The 18,314-nt window shown below is 48.5% G+C and carries 15 protein-coding genes, 2 tRNA genes and 1 riboswitch; of the genes, 11 read left to right on the plus strand and 6 right to left on the minus strand.

Annotated features, from left to right (window positions below; translation table 11 throughout):
- From dnaA to KJS94_RS00025, 5 genes are all read left to right on the plus strand, one after another.
- Positions 1 to 1,434: a chromosomal replication initiator protein DnaA gene (dnaA, locus tag KJS94_RS00005; RefSeq protein WP_214446717.1), complete on the plus strand. Its 1,434-nt coding sequence runs from the start codon at positions 1 to 3 to the stop codon at positions 1,432 to 1,434.
- A gap of 132 nt (positions 1,435 to 1,566) precedes the next feature.
- Positions 1,567 to 1,657 (plus strand) — tRNA-Ser (locus KJS94_RS00010).
- Between the two features lie 174 nt (positions 1,658 to 1,831).
- Positions 1,832 to 3,136 (plus strand): dicarboxylate/amino acid:cation symporter, encoded by a 1,305-nt coding sequence (locus KJS94_RS00015; RefSeq protein ID WP_305856336.1) that lies wholly within the window; start codon positions 1,832 to 1,834, stop codon positions 3,134 to 3,136.
- Between the two features lie 49 nt (positions 3,137 to 3,185).
- Positions 3,186 to 4,385 carry a nucleoside permease gene (locus KJS94_RS00020; protein WP_214446718.1) on the plus strand — a complete coding sequence of 400 codons (1,200 nt, stop codon included), beginning with the start codon at positions 3,186 to 3,188 and terminating at the stop codon, positions 4,383 to 4,385.
- A 93-nt stretch (positions 4,386 to 4,478) separates the two neighbouring features.
- Positions 4,479 to 4,552 (plus strand) — tRNA-Pro (locus KJS94_RS00025).
- 282 nt (positions 4,553 to 4,834) lie between these two features.
- Here the strand turns inward: KJS94_RS00025 and KJS94_RS00030 are convergent.
- On the minus strand, positions 4,835 to 5,287 hold the full coding sequence (locus KJS94_RS00030; protein WP_214446719.1) for a DinB family protein: 453 nt from the start codon (positions 5,285 to 5,287) through the stop codon (positions 4,835 to 4,837).
- Positions 5,288 to 5,373: 86 nt separating this feature from the next.
- On the opposite strand from KJS94_RS00030, the gene KJS94_RS00035 reads away from it, so the two are divergent.
- Positions 5,374 to 5,814, plus strand: a complete 441-nt coding sequence (locus tag KJS94_RS00035) for a GNAT family N-acetyltransferase (protein WP_214446720.1) — start codon at positions 5,374 to 5,376, stop codon at positions 5,812 to 5,814.
- A gap of 4 nt (positions 5,815 to 5,818) precedes the next feature.
- On the opposite strand, the gene KJS94_RS00040 is transcribed toward KJS94_RS00035, so the two are convergent.
- Entirely contained in the window at positions 5,819 to 6,457 is a 639-nt protein-coding gene (locus KJS94_RS00040) for a Crp/Fnr family transcriptional regulator (protein ID WP_214446721.1), read from the minus strand.
- 149 nt (positions 6,458 to 6,606) lie between these two features.
- On the opposite strand from KJS94_RS00040, the gene add reads away from it, so the two are divergent.
- The 3 genes from add (at position 6,607) to KJS94_RS00055 (ending at position 10,513) form a co-directional block, all read left to right on the plus strand.
- The gene (gene add, locus KJS94_RS00045; protein WP_214446722.1) at positions 6,607 to 7,599 is read left to right on the plus strand and encodes an adenosine deaminase; all 993 of its coding nucleotides are present in this window, start codon (positions 6,607 to 6,609) and stop codon (positions 7,597 to 7,599) included.
- A 95-nt stretch (positions 7,600 to 7,694) separates the two neighbouring features.
- Positions 7,695 to 9,356, plus strand: coding sequence for an AMP-binding protein (locus KJS94_RS00050; RefSeq protein WP_214446723.1), 1,662 nt, complete (start codon positions 7,695 to 7,697; stop codon positions 9,354 to 9,356).
- 50 nt (positions 9,357 to 9,406) lie between these two features.
- Positions 9,407 to 10,513, plus strand: a complete 1,107-nt coding sequence (locus KJS94_RS00055; protein WP_214446724.1) for a DUF6544 family protein — start codon at positions 9,407 to 9,409, stop codon at positions 10,511 to 10,513.
- Between the two features lie 12 nt (positions 10,514 to 10,525).
- Here KJS94_RS00055 and KJS94_RS00060 read toward each other — a convergent pair whose 3' ends face one another.
- Entirely contained in the window at positions 10,526 to 11,404 is an 879-nt protein-coding gene (locus tag KJS94_RS00060) for an AraC family transcriptional regulator (protein ID WP_214446725.1), read from the minus strand.
- A 213-nt stretch (positions 11,405 to 11,617) separates the two neighbouring features.
- On the opposite strand from KJS94_RS00060, the gene KJS94_RS00065 reads away from it, so the two are divergent.
- A complete protein-coding gene (locus KJS94_RS00065) occupies positions 11,618 to 13,444 on the plus strand; it encodes a sodium:solute symporter family protein (RefSeq protein WP_214446726.1) in 1,827 nt (608 codons plus the stop codon).
- 72 nt (positions 13,445 to 13,516) lie between these two features.
- Positions 13,517 to 14,764 (plus strand): AGE family epimerase/isomerase, encoded by a 1,248-nt coding sequence (locus KJS94_RS00070; protein WP_214446727.1) that lies wholly within the window; start codon positions 13,517 to 13,519, stop codon positions 14,762 to 14,764.
- A 59-nt stretch (positions 14,765 to 14,823) separates the two neighbouring features.
- Here KJS94_RS00070 and KJS94_RS00075 read toward each other — a convergent pair whose 3' ends face one another.
- The 3 genes from KJS94_RS00075 to KJS94_RS00085 all read right to left on the minus strand — a co-directional run bounded on the left by KJS94_RS00075 (position 14,824) and on the right by KJS94_RS00085 (position 18,304).
- Positions 14,824 to 16,083 (minus strand): homoserine dehydrogenase, encoded by a 1,260-nt coding sequence (locus KJS94_RS00075; protein ID WP_214446728.1) that lies wholly within the window; start codon positions 16,081 to 16,083, stop codon positions 14,824 to 14,826.
- Between the two features lie 29 nt (positions 16,084 to 16,112).
- Positions 16,113 to 17,285, minus strand: a complete 1,173-nt coding sequence (locus KJS94_RS00080; RefSeq protein WP_214446729.1) for a trans-sulfuration enzyme family protein — start codon at positions 17,283 to 17,285, stop codon at positions 16,113 to 16,115.
- 145 nt (positions 17,286 to 17,430) lie between these two features.
- A riboswitch (SAM riboswitch) is annotated at positions 17,431 to 17,541 on the minus strand.
- 88 nt (positions 17,542 to 17,629) lie between these two features.
- Entirely contained in the window at positions 17,630 to 18,304 is a 675-nt protein-coding gene (locus tag KJS94_RS00085) for a YiaD family glycine zipper/OmpA-like lipoprotein (RefSeq protein WP_214446730.1), read from the minus strand.
- Positions 18,305 to 18,314 lie beyond the last annotated feature (10 nt).

The following is an 18,314-nucleotide window of genomic DNA, read 5'->3' on the forward strand; positions in this document are numbered from 1 at the left end:
ATGACCAAAACCTTAGATACAGTCTGGAATAGTTGTCTGGAGATAATCAAGGATATTGTGGAGTGGCAGCATTTCAAAACCTGGTTCGAACCCATTAAACCCGTAGAACTCAAAGGCAATGTATTAGTAATACAGGTGCCGAGCCAGTTCTTCTATGAATATCTTGAAGAGCATTATGTAAACCTGCTGGCAAAAACTTTGAGAAGGGTGTTGGGCAAGGATGCCCAACTGGAATATCGCATCATGGTAGATAGCGGCAATCACAAGAATAAGCCATTGACTATGGATGTGCCTGCACATGGGTACAAAACATATTCCAACAATGAGATGGATTTTCCACTGGTTATTAATAACCCGGTGAAGAATCCTTTTGTGATCCCCGGTCTGAAGAAGATGCAGATCGATCCGCAGCTGAATCCTATCTACACTTTTGATTCCAATATTGAAGGCGATTGTAACAGGGTGGCCAGGCGTGCAGGCAAGACCGTTGCCGAGAAGCCCGGGGCCAATTCCTTCAATCCGCTGGTGATTTATGGTGGGGTTGGTTTGGGTAAGACCCACCTGGCCCAGGCGATCGGTAATGAAGTAAAGCGCATGCATCCCAATAAAGTGGTTTTGTATGTGAGCTCCGAAAAGTTCATCAACCAGTTTGTGGACCATAGCCGCAATAATGCCATCAACGATTTCATCCATTTTTACCAGTTGATCGATGTACTCATCATTGATGACGTGCAGTTCTTCAACAGGGCAGAGAAATCCCAGGATGCCTTCTTCGCGATCTTTAACCACCTGCACCAATCAGGCAAGCAGCTGGTGCTGACCTCCGACAAGGCCCCCAAGGACCTTGAAGGGGTACAGGAGCGTTTGCTCAGCAGGTTTCGTTGGGGTTTGAGTGCCGACCTCCAGGTTCCGGATTACGAAACCCGGATCGAGATCCTGGAGCGCAAGATGAAGAATGATGGCCTGGAAATGCCGAAGGAAGTGGTAAAATACCTGGCTTATAATATCAATAGTAATGTAAGGGAACTGGAGGGTGCCTTGATCTCACTTTTGGCACAGTCTTCGCTTAATCGTAGGGAAATTGACCTCGATTTGGCCAAGAAAGTACTCCGTAACTTCGTGAAAACTTCATCGAAGGAAATCACCATCGAAGCCATCCAGAAAATGGTTTGCGATTATTTCGATGTTCCTTACGAAAAACTGTTGCAGAAAACCCGCAAGCGGGAGATCGTGCAGGCCAGGCAGATCACCATGTACCTGGCAAAGTCCTTCACCAAGAATTCACTGAAAACCATTGGTGAACACTTCGGTGGACGCGACCATACCACGGTGATCCACTCTTGCCAGACCGTGAAGGATCTGATGGATACAGATACCGTATTCCGTGAAAATGTAATGGAACTGCAGCAGAAGGTGCAGCTTGCAGCGCTTTGATAATACACCTCTTTAAGGCTCCATATCGGAAAAAAATATTCCCGGTTTGGAGCCTTATTTTTTTGGAAGATAAATGCATAAATCCCTATTTTTGCGTCCCCTTAAATGCAGAAATGCAGGCAAGGCTGGGTAGGTGAGGTGCCTGAGAGGCCGAAAGGAGCGGTTTGCTAAACCGTCGTACGAGCTCAAACTTGTACCGCGGGTTCGAATCCCGCCCTCACCGCATCAACCGCCGAAGTGATCCTTCGGCGGTTTTTTATTTACCCCAAGTCCATTCGCCACCATTCCCTTCTGGTTTGATCAGCTTTTTGGTTTTATATTCGTTTCTTCCGGGTAAGGTTCTGAGAATGTTAGATCCGGAATATTCCTGCTGGGTTCATATTGAAATTTTCTGCTTATGATGCCGGATCCTTCTATTTCCAATTCTGTTGCCGGGAAAAGACTCCCTTTCTACAGGGTTCTCTATGTACAGGTTTTGGTGGCTATTGCCATAGGGGTGGCACTGGGCTATTTTTACCCTTCACTGGGTGAGCAGATGAAGCCCCTGGGCGATGGATTTATTGCCCTGATCAAGATGATCATTGCACCAGTGATCTTCCTGACCGTATCTGTTGGCATTGCCTCCATGAATGACCTGAATAAAGTGGGAAGGGTGGCAGGGAAATCCATGATCTACTTCCTGGTCTTTTCAACACTGGCTCTGATCGTTGGCCTGGTGGTGAGTAATCTCCTGCAACCGGGCAAGGGACTGAATATCGACCCGGCCAGTCTCGATACCAGCGAGGTCAAAAAGTATATTGCTGCCGCACATGATTCCTCCCTGGTGAATTTTGTACTGAACATCATTCCGCAAACATTGATGAGCCCGCTGACCGGCAGCAATATCCTGCAGGTCTTGCTGGCCGCCATCCTTTTTGGCGTGGGACTTTCACTGACTTCAGAAAAAAGTAAGATGGTGATTGATTTCCTCCATGCCCTGAGTTTCCCGGTATTCAAGATCGTAGAGATATTGATGCGACTGGCGCCAATCGGTGCCTTCGGCGCCATGGCCTTTACGATCGGGAAGTATGGCATTGATTCGATCGTGAACCTTGCCTTCCTGGTCATTACCTTTTATACCACTTCATTATTATTTGTTTTGGTGGTATTGGGTGCAGTAGCCTGGTACAATGGATTCTCCATTTTGAAACTGCTGCGCTATATCAAGGATGAACTGCTGCTGGTGCTCGGGACAAGTTCTTCAGAAGCGGCATTGCCTTCGCTGATGCGGAAAATGGAGCAGGCTGGTTGTGCCAGGCAGGTAGTGGGACTGGTGATCCCTACCGGGTATTCCTTCAACCTGGATGGTACCAATATTTACATGACCATGGCTGCACTGTTTATTGCGCAGGCTTGTAATATCGATCTGTCGCTGGAAAGCCAGGTAGTACTATTGCTGGTGGCCATGCTGAGTTCCAAGGGGGCGGCCGGTGTAACGGGCGCGGGTTTCATTACCCTTGCAGCCACCCTCGCAGTGGTACCTGAAGTACCGGTAGCTGGCATGACACTTATCCTGGGTGTGGACCGCTTCATGTCCGAAGCCAGGGCCCTGACCAACCTGGCCGGGAACGCCGTGGCTACCATCGTTGTGGCGAAGTGGGATAAACACCTGGATGAAGCTCAACTGGCAAAGGCTTTGGGTGCCGGCACTGCTCCTGCATAACCCGGCTTTGCTTATCTTGTAAGGTAAACCAACACTATACAGCTCAATCATGAAAACTACAACACGGGTATCCCTGTCCCTGATGATGTTCCTCCAGTATTTTATCTGGAGCGCCTGGTATGTAACCATGGGAACATATATGAAAGCCAACCTGGCCTCTTCCGATGTACAGGTAGGCGCGGCCTTCAGTGCCCTGGCCATCGCAACCATGATCTCCCCGGTATTTGTGGGGCTGGTTGCTGACAAATTCTTTGCAGCACAGAAGATCATGGGAGTATTGCATATTGTTGGCGCGGCCTTGTTGTTCCTCGCTACCAAGGTGACGAATAACACTGTATTCTACTGGGTCATCCTTTTCTATTCCTTATTGTACATGCCCACCATTGCCTTGTCGAACAGTGTGGCCTTCGCGCAGATGACCGATCCCGGTAAGCAATTTCCCTGGATCAGGGTATTCGGCACCCTTGGCTGGATCCTGGCGGGTACCCTCGTGGGGAATTTAGGGATCGAGAAATCGCCTTCCACCTTTTACCTGGCAGCAGCCGTATCTGCAGGTTTGGGACTGTTTAGTTTCCTGCTTCCCAATACACCTCCCAAGGCGGCTGCAGAGGGGGAGTCCACCTCCATATTTGGGGAAGGGTCATTTGCTTTGCTGAAGGACAAACCCTACCTGGTTTTCTTCATCGCGGCCATCCTGGTTTGCATACCCCTGGCCTTTTACTACGGCTTTGCGAATCCATTCCTGAATGAAGTGGGAATGAGCAATGCGGCAGGGAAGATGATCCTGGGGCAGGTATCGGAAGGGATCTTTATCCTGGCCATCCCGATGTTGTTTAACCGGATCGGGGTAAAGAACATGTTGCTCATCGGCATCCTGGCCTGGATCCTGCGCTATATCCTTTTTGCCACCGGTTACGGGAATCCTGAAAGCTGGATGCTCTATGCCGGTATCATCTTGCACGGGGTATGTTATGACTTCTTCTTTGTGACCGGTTATATGTATTCAGAAAAAAAGGCAGGTGAGCAAAACAAGAATGCCGCACAGGGACTTTTCACTTTTGCTACCTATGGCTTGGGAATGTTCATCGGGACCTGGTTCTCCGGTTTCATTGCAGAACATTATTCTACAGAAGGAGGGCACAATTGGTTTGGGGTATGGATGGTGCCTGCCGCCATTGCTGCTGCGGTGCTGGTGTATTTCCTGCTTTTCTTCCGTGAGCGGAAAACAATTGAGATAGCTGCCGAATAAAGGCCGGCAGAAAAAATGCCGGAATTAGTTTGAATTAATGCATTGAACCCCTACCTTTGCAACCTCTTATGCGAACCACCCTTCGCAAAAGGGCGGGAAGTAGCGCAGGCCGGTAGCGCACCTGGTTTGGGACCAGGGGGTCGCAGGTTCGAATCCTGTCTTCCCGACATCATCCGCCATTGCTTACGCGATGGCGGATTTTTTTTATATACACTCTTATCACTTTAATGAATGGTTGGTGGTTGCACCAAGAGTGGATGTAATGCTTTGTGTTCGATCCTGGAAAATAGTACAAGCCATCAGGAGGGTAATGCAAATTTCGCGAAGAAGATGTGAAGGCACTTTTCGCCATTTGCGGGCCCTTTACGGACTTTTCGTTATTAATTGACGAAAAGGATACCACCATCTGGGGAAATCATCAGCGCCTTCCTGCTGCTCACATAATAATATCAGCTTTCTCCATATTTAATGATCATCGCCAATTGCCCAGCATGATAAGTAGTATGCGAGATGATACGACCCAATGCTTCCGCCTTGGTTTTTGTTCCCCATTCCTTTGTCGTAACCATTTCTTCCCAATCACTAGCTGTTTGTGAAAGAATTGCCGCTCTTAAAGCATTAAATGCTGTTGATTGATAGTCTATGAGTGCAGCAAGTTCTGTCCATTCACCCGTATCCTTTTGCGCGATCACTGTTTTGGCGTGAACTTCCACATCCTTTACCCCGAATACATTTTTGGCAAAGAGCAATTCAACATCGGCAATATGGCGAAGCAGGAAGCCCGCTGAATTAGGGGAAGGTACTAGCTTCTTTTTCAGGTCATCTTCTGTTAACTTGCTCAGGAGATTGGAGAACCTGGTTCTGCCTTCTTCCCATAATTGCAACATTTGGCTGGTTGGCATATAGAGAGGTATTAAGGGTTATTGAGGAAGGGTAATATTTCCTTTCTTTACCTTTCCTAAGTTAGTTCATAAAACCAATTTTTTACATGACCATCCGCGAAGCCATAAGGACCGATATCCCCCGACTCATGGAGATCCGTTTAGCCGTGAAGGAGAATGTCCTGTCCAATCCTGCCTTGGTACCCCAATCGGATTATGAGGAATTCCTTTTTAGCAGGGGCAAGGGATGGGTGGCCGAAATTGATGGTAATGTTGCGGGCTTTGCTATTGTGGACCTTCTTGAGCATAATGTTTGGGCGTTGTTCGTGGATCCTGCTTTTGAAGGGATGGGACTGGGACGGTTGCTCCATGACCAGATGATGGATTGGTATTTCCGGCAAACGGATCAGGTCATTTGGTTGGGAACTGAGCCCGGTACGCGCGCAGCTGCTTTTTATGCCAGGGCCGGATGGAAGGACCTTGGCCTGAGAAAGAACGGTGAGGTCTATTTTGAAATGTCCAGGTCTGATTGGGAGCAAAGGAAATAACTATCTATTGTTCCCCTCCGAATAATTTCAAAACTGTCTTTCTTCCTTCTTCAAATAGTTCAGGATTGTCTTTTTCCTTTCCACTAGTGATCGCCTGTATGGTCCGGTTCAGTGACCTTTTGGTGATGCCCAGGTAATCCGCAAGGTCTTGCTTGGTCAGTGGAAGTTCCTGTTCATCGATCAGGGTAACCAATTGTAAGAGGCTGGATGCTACAGGATAGCTTTGCTGGTAGGCAGAACGGATGGAAGTGTGCCTGATCTTCATGGCCAGTTCCTGCAGGATCAGCTGGTTGAAAGCCTGGTCAGTAGTCAATAAATGATTGAAATATTTGCCGTCTATCCGGAATACTTCCAATTTGGTAAGGGCCACCAGGTTGGTGCCGGCTTTCTTCCTGTCGATCTGTTCCAGTTCCCCCACCACTTCACCGGGTCCCTGGAATTCGAGGATATAATCCCGGCCATTATCTTCCCTGATAAAGCATTTGGCAATGCCCGAGCGGATGATCAATACATGGTGCAATGCCTGGTCCTGGCTGAATACCTGCTCGCCTGGTTGATAGGTTTTCTCCCGGATATGGTCAACTCCCCGGGTTTTGGCCAATACTTCCACCTGCTGTAATAATATCGTGTTGGTTCGGAGCATAATGCCGGGACATATGTCCCGTCCTGGTTTTGGTGCCTGTGCTATTTTGCGCTAAAAATAAGGAAAGCCAGCATCATGATTGCCTGGATCGGCATAGTCATATTTTATTGCCGGTTTTCACTATGGAATACAAGACTAAATAACCCATTATGGAATATGCAAGCCTCCCTAAAGTTGAACTGCATGTGCACCTGGATTGCTGCCTGAGCTTTGAGGTGGCCAAACTGTTGAGTCCCTCCCTTACCTACGAGGTGTACAGGGAATCCTTCGTGGCGCCCCCGAAATGCTGTGACCTGGCAGATTATATCACCAGGGCGGTCAATGGGTTTGAGCTGATGCAGAGCAGGGAGGCCCTGCGATTGGTCACCCTTGACCTTTTCCGGCAGTGGAAGCAGGAGAATGTGGTGTATGCTGAAATGCGCTTTGCACCACTGCAGCATATTTACGGTGGATTGCAGCCGGAGGAAGTGGTCCAGGCAGTTGTGGATGCAACAGAGGAAGGCATTGCCCTGACGGGTATTGAAGCAGGTATTCTATTATGTACGCTTAGGCATTACCGTGAGGAGCAAAGTATGCAGACTGTTCAACTGGTAGAGCGGTTCAGGGGTACAAGGGTATATGGATTTGATATTGCGGCTGATGAGGCCGGTTTCCCGATAGCGGAACACATCAGCGCTTTTGGGTATGCCAGGGAACATGGCATTCCTTGTACTGCCCATGCCGGTGAGGCCAGGGGGGCGGATAGTGTTTGGGAAACCCTGAAGCATTTTCACCCCAAAAGGATAGGGCATGGGGTGCGCAGTGTAGAGGACCCCTCCCTGCTGGATTGGCTTCGGTCCCATGATATCCACCTGGAGGTATGTCCAACGAGCAATGTGCAGACCAATGTATGTGGGTCCATTGCAGCGCATCCCATCGATAGGATATACAGGCAGGGCGTATCCCTGAGTGTGAATACCGATGCCAGGACCATTTCCAATTGCAGCTTATCGTCTGAGTATACACTGGTGGAAAAGGTATTCGGGTGGGGGATAGAAGAGTTCTACCATTGTAATAGGGAAGCTATCAGGCATGCCTTTGCGCCGGAAACCATTAAAGCCAAAGTGATGAAAGCGTTGATGGTGGGTTTTGGTAAGGAATAAATAAGGGCTGGTAAATCGGTCAGGATTCAGTAAATTAAAACCGGTTGGGCGACCAACCGGCCACCTGTTTACTTAACGATTGTAAAAACTGCTGAATGTCGATTTCCCAGGATTACACCATGCTGGGCGCCCTCTATAAGTGGGAGCGCTCCAGTCCAGAAAAGATTGCCCTGCGCCAACCCTTGAATGGCGTTTACCGTGACCATAGCTGGCGACAGTTCGCCCTTGAAGTAAGGACCCTTGCTGCCTGGCTGAAGTCCACCGGCTTGCCCCCCGGTTCCCATATTGGGATAGTGTCCAAGAATTGCTCGGAGTGGCTGATCACTGACCTTGCCATTATGATGGCAGGCTATATTTCCGTCCCCTTCTTTCCTACCCTCACAGCGGACCAGTTAAGGCAGGTGATGGTCCATAGCGAATGCAAGCTGTTATTCGTAGGTAAGCTCGATGGCTGGGAGCAAATGAAGCCTGGGGTTCCGGAGGGAGTGAAATGTATCAGTTTCCCTACTTATAATCCGGATCCGGAACATGTTCAATGGAATGATATCCTTGCCAGTCATTCGCCCATCGAAGAATCCCCGCTTCCTGACCTGGACCAACTAATGACGGTTGTGTATACATCAGGTACCACCGGGAATCCGAAAGGAGTGATGTTGACCTTTGGTCATATGGCCAGGATGATCAAAGCAATTCTGCCACATTTTGGTAATGATATTGCCAATGCAAGATTCATCTCCTATTTACCGCTTTGCCATATCGCCGAGCGGGCCTACCTCCAGAATGGGGGGCTGATCATCGGAGGAACTTTCCATTTTGTGGAGAGCCTGGATAGTTTCAACAGGGATATGGTGAATGCAAGGCCAACCCATTTCGGTACGGTACCCAGGATCTGGACAAAATTCCAGCAAGGAATCCTGTCAAAAATGCCGCAGCAGAAACTAGACCTGCTATTACGCATTCCATTGGTCAATAACCTGGTTAAAGCAAAGATCAGGAAGGCACTTGGGATCGAAGCGGCGAAACTGATCGTGGTGGGAGCAGCTCCCATGCCGATCCCTTTATTGAATTGGTTCAGCAGGTTAGGGGTAGTGATCAGGGAGGCCTATGGGATGTCTGAGAACACTGGTGCGGTGAGCATCATGCCTGCAACGGAGGTGAAGCAGGGAACGGTGGGAAGGATACATGAGGGTGTGGAATTGAAGTTTGCAGAAGGCACCGGGGAGATCCTTGTCAGGACACCCTGGAATATGCTGGGGTATTATAAGGAACCGGAAATGACCTGCGCGACAATTGATGCAGAAGGTTGGCTGCATACCGGTGATGTAGGGGAGTTCGATGAAGATGGGTTCCTGAAGATCACTGGAAGGGTGAAGGAAATGTATAAGACTTCCAAAGGCGAATACATTGCTCCAGCCCAGATCGAACTGAAGCTATCCGGTAACCAATGTATAGAACAGGTTTGTGTAGTGGGGGATGGATTGCCACAGCCCATGGCCCTGGTTGTTTTATCTGATATCGGGAGGAAAATGGGTCAGGTGGAAGTACAGCAAAGCCTGCAGGCTACCATTGAAGTGGTCAACCCTGTACTGAAACCTTATGAAAGGGTGCAGAAAGTTGTGGTGATGCAGGAAGGGTGGTCCATCGAGAATGGAAAACTCACGCCGACATTGAAGGTGAAGCGGAATATGATCGAAAAGGAATTTGCTGAACGTTTTGAAAGCTGGTACAGGGAAGAGGTTGCTGTGTTGTGGGCATAACAGAATGGTTGACCAATATTTTGTTTGATCAATAATAATTCCAGGATTGTATGTTGAAAGTAGTGGCGCTTGGCCTGCTTTTTATTCATGGATTGATCCATCTCCTCGGATTTGTACAGGCATTTTTCCCTGGGACCTCCGGGAACATCCAACAGCCGATCAGCAAGCCGATGGGCTTGCTTTGGTTGGTTGCAGCCCTACTGCTGATTGGCGCCGGTATCTCCCTGATTTTGCATAAAGCCTATTGGCTGCCCCTGTTGGCCATAGCCATACTGTTGTCGCAATTCCTGGTCTTTCGCTATTGGCCATCGGCCAAATTTGGTAGCCTGCTCAATAGTTCCTTGCTACTGGTGTTGGTCCTGGGATATGGCCGTAGTCGTTTTGATACCATGGTGGAGAAGGATAAGAATGCATTGGTTGGGAATGTCCATAAGGGATCAATGATGGTTCAGCAAAGCGACCTGGATTCCCTTCCGCCCATTGTCGGTGCCTGGCTTATTCGTTCCGGTATTATGGGTAAGCGGTTAAGCTTTGCCGTTAGTATTGAACAGGTAGGCAGGATGCGGACGAAGCCTGATGGAAAATGGATGGATTTCAAGGCCAGCCAGGTATTCAGGGTTGATCAACCTGGTTTTGTCTGGTCTGTTTGGGTGAATGCTCCGTGGGGTCTATGGTTGCAGGGGAGGGACATGCTGAAGGAAGGGAAGGGGGAAATGCTGATCAAGGCATTGTCCATACAGAAGGTCGCTGATGCCCATGGCGCTGAAACGGACCAGGGTTCACTTATGAGGTATCTGGCCGAAATGGTTTGGATTCCACAATCAGCCATCCTGCCTTACATAAAATGGGAAGCTGTGAATGATACAACTGCAAGGGCCATCCTAACAACAGATGGTCACACCGTTACCGGTGATTTTCAGTTCAGCAGGGAAGGGGACTTTCTTTCGTTCAGGGGCAAGCGCTATTACAGCAGGGATAATGGGGCGACACTGGAAGACTGGCTGGTTGAGGTTTCACCTGATGGTTACCGTGAGTTCAATGGGTTGAGGTTGCCGGCAGTGTGCCAGGTTTCCTGGTTGTTGAAAGAAGGGAAATTCCATTGGCTGTCCCTGGAGGTCACTGATCATTTGCAAATAACTAACCTCTCAAAACAATAACTGTTTTCTTTCCTAAATAAAGATTCTCTTGCCTGAAAATGTTTCCCTGAACTCTTTAGGGGTGCAGCCTTTTTTCTTCTTGAAGATGCGGTTGAAATTGGAAATATTGTTAAAGCCGCATTGGTAGGCTATTTCCGAAATGGAATGCGTGGTGTCGATCAACATCCTGGAGGCATGCCCCAGCCTGATATCAGTAAGGCTGTCAATAAAGGTGATGCCTGTTCGCTGTTTAAAGAAACGGCTGAAGGATACTTCGGTCATATTGGCAAGTTTGGCAACCTCGCCCAAAGTGATGGGCTTATGGAAATTCTGGTTGATGTATTCGTAGGTCAATTCAATGCGCCTGCTGTTGAAGGATAAGGTTTCCGGTGCATGGAAGCTGGGGTCGGAAAGGAGCCTTATTTCCCTTGACGTAGAGAGGTCATGGAGGATCGAGAATAGCTCAAGTACAGAATCAAAGCCATGTTTTTGGTTCAGGTTAAGTAGGCGATTGGCCAATTGCCTGGTGGTTTCCTTGGAGAAAAGGATCCCCCTTGAGGACCGTTCCAGCATTGACCTCAGGAAGCTGAGCTGGTTGCGCTTGAGTAGCTTCTCATCAAACAGGTCCTTATGGAATTGGATAGTGACTTCCTTGATCTCCCTGGATGTGCATTTATGGGTGAACCAGGCGTGCTGAAGGTTAGGGCCAACCAGCACCAGTTCCAGTTCTTCGATCTCTTCCATATGGTCACCTATTACCCTTCTGGCGCCCTGTCCATTCATGATAAAATTGAGCTCATACTCTTCATGGTAATGCAATGGGAAGTCAAACTTATCTTTCACCCTAGAGAAAAGCGTAAAGCAATCGCTCTGGGTGAGGGGGGTGATCTCTTTCAGTAGTTTATCGTTCATTCCGGCAAGCATTTATGGTGTGCAAAGGGTTGGATCGGCTAAAAAAGTACCATTTACTGGTCTACTAATAGCATTGATAATCCGTCTATAAATGTAAGAAATTGATTAGTATCGGATAATAAAGTGTTTTACTGATAAAAAAGTACAGGAATCCACTTATTCCTTTCCAGTCGGAGGGCTTGCGGTATATTGTGAAGCTATTGGACTAACGCTATGAGACTATCCCTGCTCGATGTTTTCATAATGATGGCTTACCTGGTGGCCATGCTCCTCGTTGGCTGGCTGTACCGGAAGAAGGCGGGCCAGAATGTGGAGTCTTACCTGATGGGCGGGAAATCCATGCCCTGGTATTGGCTGGGTTTAAGTAATGCCTCTGATATGTTCGATATCAGCGGGACCATGTGGATGGTTACGCTTTGTTTTGTATACGGTTTCAAGAGTGCCTGGATACCCTGGTTATGGCCGGTATTCAACCAGGTTTTCATGATGATGTTTCTCTCCCAGTGGTTGAGGCGTTCCAATGCGAATACCGGTGCGGAATGGTTGGCGTCGAGGTTCGGAAAGACCGGACCCCGGGTAAAAGGTTCCCATATCATCATTGTGGTATTTGCCTTGCTGAGCTGCCTGGGTTTCCTGGCCTATGGATTCATTGGCCTCGGCAAGTTCATGGAGATCTTTATTCCATGGGAGCTGGTTCAGCCCTATTTACCCTTTCAGGTAGCGCCTGAACATGTTCCCCACCTGTATGGTATCATTTGCACCCTGGTGGCCATGCTATACACCATCATGGGTGGTTTGCACAGTATTGTGCTGGGTGATGCGATCAAATATGTCCTGCTGAGTATTGGAAGTTTTGCCATTGCCTTTATTGCCATGAAGGAATTGCAGGGTGGAAAACTGGTGGTGCCCGATGGCTGGACCGATCCCTTTTTCGGCTGGGAACTGGGCTTGAATTGGTCTCCTACACTGCAAGAAGCGCAACAAAAAATACAAGATGACGGCTTTGGCTTGTTTGGGGTGTTTTTCATGATGATGGTTTTCAAGGGTGTCTTTGCCAGTTTAGCGGGACCAGCCCCTAATTACGATATGCAGAAAATCCTGTCCACCAGGTCGCCGGGCGATGCTGCGAAGATGAGTGGGATCATTTCTGTCATCCTGCTGCCTGTACGCTATGCTATGATCATGGGAATAACCGTGCTTGCCCTTTTGCACTATAAGGACCTGGATATAGCTGCTCCGGGTGGGAAGGACTTTGAAAGGCTTTTGCCGGCTGTTATTAACCAATACCTTCCGGCAGGTTTGCTGGGGCTGGTGCTGACTGGATTACTGGGTGCTTTCATGGGGACATTTTCCGGCACCCTTAATGCTGCACAGGCCTATATTACCAATGATATTTACCTGAAGTATATCAACCCTCGTGCCTCTGACCGCAGCGCCCTGCTGGTGAATTACATGGGTGGTACGACTATGGTGGTTATTGGCATCATACTCGGGGTGTTCGCCAGGGATGTCAATTCAGTTGTACAATGGATCGTTGCTGCATTGTATGGTGGTTATATCGCTGCCAACCTGCTCAAATGGTACTGGTGGCGTTTTAATGCCAGTGGGTTTTATTGGGGTATGTTGACCGGTATCCTTGCTTCGCTTGTCTTTCCCTATTTTACAAAAGGCCTTCCCCTTTTTTATTGGCCATGGTTGTTCCTGTTATCCCTTGCTGGAAGCATTGCAGGAACCTTCAAGGCGCCTCCTGTTCAACAAGAAGTATTGAAGCATTTCTATAAAACGGTTAGGCCATGGGGATGGTGGAAGCCCATCCATGAACAGGTGGTGGCGGAAGACCCGGGTTTTGTCGGTAATAAGCGAATGGGGCTTGACCTGTTCAACGTCCTAATCGGGATCATAGGCCAGACCTGCCTTACCCTCCTGCCCATGTACCTGGTCCTTTGGATGGAGTTCCCTTTACTTTTAACGGTTTTCATTTTACTGCTTGCGGTGGTGATCCTGAAGTTTACCTGGTGGAATAAATTGGAAGAATGGTGAGAAATTTTTGCTTGCCCAATGCAGCAGTAAGTTCCCGATCTTGTCTAGTTACTTGGTAAAATACTCCGGAGATTGAGAGAGCAGCTAATTCTGAATACGGTCAGTGATCCTGTGGCTTCGAAGCTTTTCAGGTTCAGATCTGGATTGCAGTCGGAGCTGGATAGGATACTTGGGTTTTGGGCGGAGTCGACCATAGATCAGCAGTATGGAGGATTCCTGGGCAGGATTAGTTATGATGGTAAGGTTGATCCTTTTGCAGAGAAAAGCCTGATCCTGAATAGTCGCGTCCTGTGGGCCTTCTCGAAAGCCTATAATGCCGGTGGCGGTTCCATGTACCTGGGGCTTGCGCAACGTTCATTTGAGTTCCTGCATCAGTTTTTCCTGGATAAACAAAATGGTGGACTCTATTGGTCGGTAAACTTTGATGGTGCAGTAAAGCAAACGAGAAAACAGGTATATGGGCAGGCCTTTGGCATCTACGGCCTTGCTGAATATTATAAGGCTTCAGGGGATCCCCGATCGCTAACATTGGCAAAGGACCTGTTTTGGCTCCTGGAACAACATGGTCATGACAAGCAATTTGGAGGCTATTTGGAAGCGTTTGACCGGGAATGGCGAATGCCTTCGGATATGCGTTTGAGTGAGAAGGAAGTGAATGTGCCGAAAACCATGAATACCCACCTCCACCTGCTGGAGGCGTTTGCCAATTTAAATGAGGTCTGGGATTCCGACCTGCTGCAGGAAAGGCTGGTTGAGCTGCTAGAGCTGTTCCCGAAATATATTATTGATCCCGCTAACAGTCACCAGCATCTTTTTTTTAGCCATGACTGGAACCGGGTTCCTTCGGACATTTCATATGGTCACGATATAGAAGCCTCCTGGCTTTTGCTGGATGCTGCTGAAGCCATAGGGGACCCGGTTTTGGTGGAGAAGTTCAGGAAACTTTCTGTTAAGATTACTCAAGCCACAACAATGGCAATGAGTCCTGAAGGGGGCTTGCTGTATGAATCAGACTGGACATATAGCAATTGGAATGCTGAACGGCATTGGTGGCCGCAAGTAGAAGCAATGGTTGGGTACTTCAATGCCTGGTCTCTAACTGGAGAACAGGGTTACCTGGATCGTGTTTTTCAGCTTTGGAATTTTGTAAGCAACTACCTTATGGATAATGATAAACTGGATTGGCTTTGGGGAGTGGATGCTTCATTGCGTCCCCTGGTCAACCAGGACCGCTTGGGTTTTTGGAAATGTCCCTACCACCACACAAGGGCCTGTCATGAATTGATCAGGCGGATCGGTAGTCACCTCGAAGTCAGGTAAAGAATATCCCCCTGCCATGCAGAGGGATATTGCATATTAACCACAACAAAGGAGACGCTTTAATCAAGAACACCAGCTAATTCCAGGCTTTTCTTCTTCAGCTTCTGGATACTGGTATCTTCAATAATGGGTTGTGCTGCCAGGATCAGTGAGGTGCTGTTCTCTTTCCACCAGTTTTTCTCAAACAACTCTGCCACCGGCAATACCCCAACAAGGTATTTTCTTTCCTCCCTTGCATGCCATTCCTCGATCCATTCAAACTTATCCCTGGGTATGTATTTCCAGTCGGTAAAACTTACATAGACCCGCAAGTAGAAATCCTTGGTGAGTTCATTGGGTTGGTGGTGATAAAGTTTCTTGTATTCGTACTTGTAGTCATAGCGTAAGGCTGAGATATCACTCAGTACTGCAGAAGCAGTGGGAAAGCTTCCGGCACCCTTTCCATAAAAGAATTGTTTATCTGCGAAACCGCTTTCTATCACTACACCATTGTATTCATTCTTCACAAATGCGAGATGGTCATCCTGTGGTACAAACTGGGGCAGTACAAAGCTGGCCACTTTGCCATTGCTTAGCTTTTGTGCCTGTGCTACCAGTTTGATCTGCTGACCTTTCTCTGCTGCTACAGCTGCATCCATAGCATGGATATTCTGGATGCCGGTGAACAGCAGGTTGTCCGGGTGTTCTATGATGCCGTAGGCGTGGGTGAGCAGGAAGGTCCATTTGTTGATGGCGTCATATCCTTCTACATCCAATGTGGGATCCGACTCGGCGAATCCGAGTTGTTGGGCCAGCAGGAGTGCCTGTTGGAAGTCCAGTTTGTCCTCAAACATTTTGGTGAGGATGAAATTGGTTGAGCCATTGATGATGGCCTTGATGCCATGCAAGAGGTCATTATCGTAGTATTCTTCAAGGTTCCTGATCACGGGAATGGAGGCGCAGGCCGCTGCTTCATACAAAAAGCTTTGTTCGGTTTCCTGTTGCAGGGCAAGTAGTTCAGGCAGGTGCTCGGCAATCATTTTCTTGCTGGCGCTGACAACTGATTTTCCGTTGCGAAGGGCGGTAGTGGCGATCTCGAATGCGGCATCTGCTTCATTGATTACTTCAACGATCACATTGATGCTTTCGTCATTCAGCAATTCGTCCTTATCAGTAGTGAATAAGGCATCCGGTGCATTCCTTTTCTTGCCGGGATTCTTGATGCATATCTTTTTGATGGAGGCATTCAGCGAGGGTGTTTGTTGCAGGACCTTGTACAATCCTTCGCCTACTACGCCAAATCCGAATAATCCGATGGTTAATTGTTTGTGATGGCTCATTGTTGCTTTGTTGTGGTGGTTAAACGATCTTAAATGGTTACTGATGAGGAATGGGTTGCGGCCACAAGAGCTAGTGCGGTATCGATGTCGCTGATCAGGTCGCTGGCGTCTTCCAGACCAACACTGAGTCGGATCAGGCTGTCGGACACCCCGGCTGCTTTCCTTCTCCATTCATCGATGGATTTATGGGTCATGCTGGCCGGATGGCTTACCAGGCTTTTCACTCCGCCAAGACTTTCTGCCAGGTGGAAGAAACGGGTGGCAGTAACAAAGGCCGTCGCGGCTTCAATAGTATCTGTCTTCAATGAAAAGGAAACCACACCGCCAAAGTCTTCCTGCTGTGCCTTTGCGGTTGCATGATTCGGATGGCTGGATAAACCGGGGTAATAAACTTTGTCAACCAGCGGGTGTTGCGCAAGGAAACCGGCAATTGACGCTGCATTCCTGCAATGTTGTTTGATGCGGAGGTGTAAGGTCTCCAATCCCCTGATCAGCAGGAAGCTGTCGAAAGGGGAAAGGACTGCGCCACAGGCATTCTGGTAGAACTTGACCTGGCTGCCCAGTTCCTTTGTTTTGGTGACCACCAGTCCTGCTATCACATCCGAATGCCCGCCAATGTATTTGGTTCCGCTATGCACGACGATGTCCGCACCCAGGTCGAGCGGTTTTTGTAAGGCCGGGGAAGCAAAAGTATTGTCCACGCAAAGCAGGATGTTATTTTCCTTTGCCAGTGCGGCTATAGCCTTGATGTCGCTGATCTTCAGGGTGGGGTTGGTTGGGGTTTCCAGCCAAATAAGACGGGTGGAATCCTGTATTGCAGCTGCAATGGCATCGAGATCACTGGTATCCACATATGAAACACTGATCCCGAACTTTTTGTACACCTTGTCAAATAAGCGGAAAGCACCACCATAGATATCGTCAACCGCAATGATGTGATCACCGCTTTCCAATAGCTTGATCACTGCATCAATGGCTGCCAGCCCGCTGGAGAATGCCGCGCCGGTTGCGCCATTTTCCAGTTCGGCAACGATCTGTTCAAGGGTTGCCCTGGTGGGGTTGTTTGTCCTGCTGTAATCATACCCCTTGTTCACGCCTGGGGCTTCCTGCACAAAAGTGCTGGTCTGGTAAATGGGCACTGCAATGGCGCCGGTTTGTGCATCAACTGGGATGCTGTGTAAGAGTTGTGTTGTCGCTTGCATGTTAAACAGTTTTGTTCGTTGAAAAACAGGTTGTCAGCGACACCACTTACCAAGGATCAGGATCGGAAGGGCATAAAAAAAGCTCTTCCGATAAATCATCAGAAGAGCTCTATGAAAATTTTTGATATTCAGAAGCTATTCATCAGACTTATCTTCCCCTTTAGGGGATGGATTTGGCACCTTACTTCTTACCATGGTAAGAAACAGGTTGTCAAGGCGTCATCGGGCCATTTCCCTCAGCCTTTCTTGATAAGCGATGCGTTAAAGAACTGGTGCAAAGATAACAGCAGGGAATTAAATGAGCTAATTTTTTTTCCTAACTGTTGTTAGCCAAACCGCTATGGCTATTGTTCCCCGGCTTCTTTCTTGGCCTCGGCCTTCATTTTTTCGTTGGCATAGATCAGGAATTCTACCCTCCGGTTCTTGGCCATATTTTCTTCTGTATCATTGGGGTATTTGGGCAGGTTTTCCCCGTGTGCCACCAGCTTTAACCTTTCCGGGGCTACATTCTGCGTCTTCAACTGGTCTACCACGGCCTGGGCCCTTCTTGCCGATAATTTCATGTTATAGGCAGAGTCTCCTTTGGAGTCGGTATGGCCCTGCACTTCAATATTCGTGTCCGGGTATTTCACCAAAATAGTGGCCAGTTTGTTCAACTCGTCCTTGGCTTCTTTAGAGAGTGCTGATTTATCAAAGCCAAAAAGGATGGCGTTGTTGAATTCCACTTCTATCCCCTCTTCATGCCTTTCCACTTTTGCGCCGGGAATGGTTTGCTCAATCTCTTTTGCCTGTTGGTCCATCTTCTTGCCGATCAGGGTTCCGGCAGTTCCCCCAACGGCTGCACCAATCAGGGCGCCCAGGCCGGCTTTACCGAAAAGGGAACCAATAGCTAGACCGACTGCTGCACCGCCCGCGGTTCCTACTGCGGCTCCTTTCTGTGTTTTATTCATCGATTCACATCCGGCCAGTAACAATGCCGCTGCTGCCAATCCAAATACGGGTCTGCTGATACTTTTCATTTCTAAGGAT

Source organism: Flavihumibacter rivuli, from assembly GCF_018595685.2.
Taxonomy (GTDB): Bacteria; Bacteroidota; Bacteroidia; order Chitinophagales; family Chitinophagaceae; genus Flavihumibacter; species Flavihumibacter rivuli.

Excerpts from the sequence above, each read along its gene's own strand:
- KJS94_RS00080 (WP_214446729.1), bottom strand. The coding sequence starts at position 17,285 with ATGCAAGCGACAACACAACTCTTACACAGCATCCCAGTTGATGCACAA.
- KJS94_RS00030 (WP_214446719.1), bottom strand. The coding sequence starts at position 5,287 with ATGCCAACCAGCCAAATGTTGCAATTATGGGAAGAAGGCAGAACCAGG.
- KJS94_RS00065 (WP_214446726.1), top strand. The coding sequence starts at position 11,618 with ATGAGACTATCCCTGCTCGATGTTTTCATAATGATGGCTTACCTGGTG.
- KJS94_RS00020 (WP_214446718.1), top strand. The coding sequence starts at position 3,186 with ATGAAAACTACAACACGGGTATCCCTGTCCCTGATGATGTTCCTCCAG.
- KJS94_RS00035 (WP_214446720.1), top strand. The coding sequence starts at position 5,374 with ATGACCATCCGCGAAGCCATAAGGACCGATATCCCCCGACTCATGGAG.
- KJS94_RS00050 (WP_214446723.1), top strand. The coding sequence starts at position 7,695 with ATGTCGATTTCCCAGGATTACACCATGCTGGGCGCCCTCTATAAGTGG.
- dnaA (WP_214446717.1), top strand. The coding sequence starts at position 1 with ATGACCAAAACCTTAGATACAGTCTGGAATAGTTGTCTGGAGATAATC.
- KJS94_RS00055 (WP_214446724.1), top strand. The coding sequence starts at position 9,407 with ATGTTGAAAGTAGTGGCGCTTGGCCTGCTTTTTATTCATGGATTGATC.
- KJS94_RS00085 (WP_214446730.1), bottom strand. The coding sequence starts at position 18,304 with ATGAAAAGTATCAGCAGACCCGTATTTGGATTGGCAGCAGCGGCATTG.
- KJS94_RS00060 (WP_214446725.1), bottom strand. The coding sequence starts at position 11,404 with ATGAACGATAAACTACTGAAAGAGATCACCCCCCTCACCCAGAGCGAT.
- KJS94_RS00015 (WP_305856336.1), top strand. The coding sequence starts at position 1,832 with ATGATGCCGGATCCTTCTATTTCCAATTCTGTTGCCGGGAAAAGACTC.
- add (WP_214446722.1), top strand. The coding sequence starts at position 6,607 with ATGGAATATGCAAGCCTCCCTAAAGTTGAACTGCATGTGCACCTGGAT.
- KJS94_RS00075 (WP_214446728.1), bottom strand. The coding sequence starts at position 16,083 with ATGAGCCATCACAAACAATTAACCATCGGATTATTCGGATTTGGCGTA.
- KJS94_RS00040 (WP_214446721.1), bottom strand. The coding sequence starts at position 6,457 with ATGCTCCGAACCAACACGATATTATTACAGCAGGTGGAAGTATTGGCC.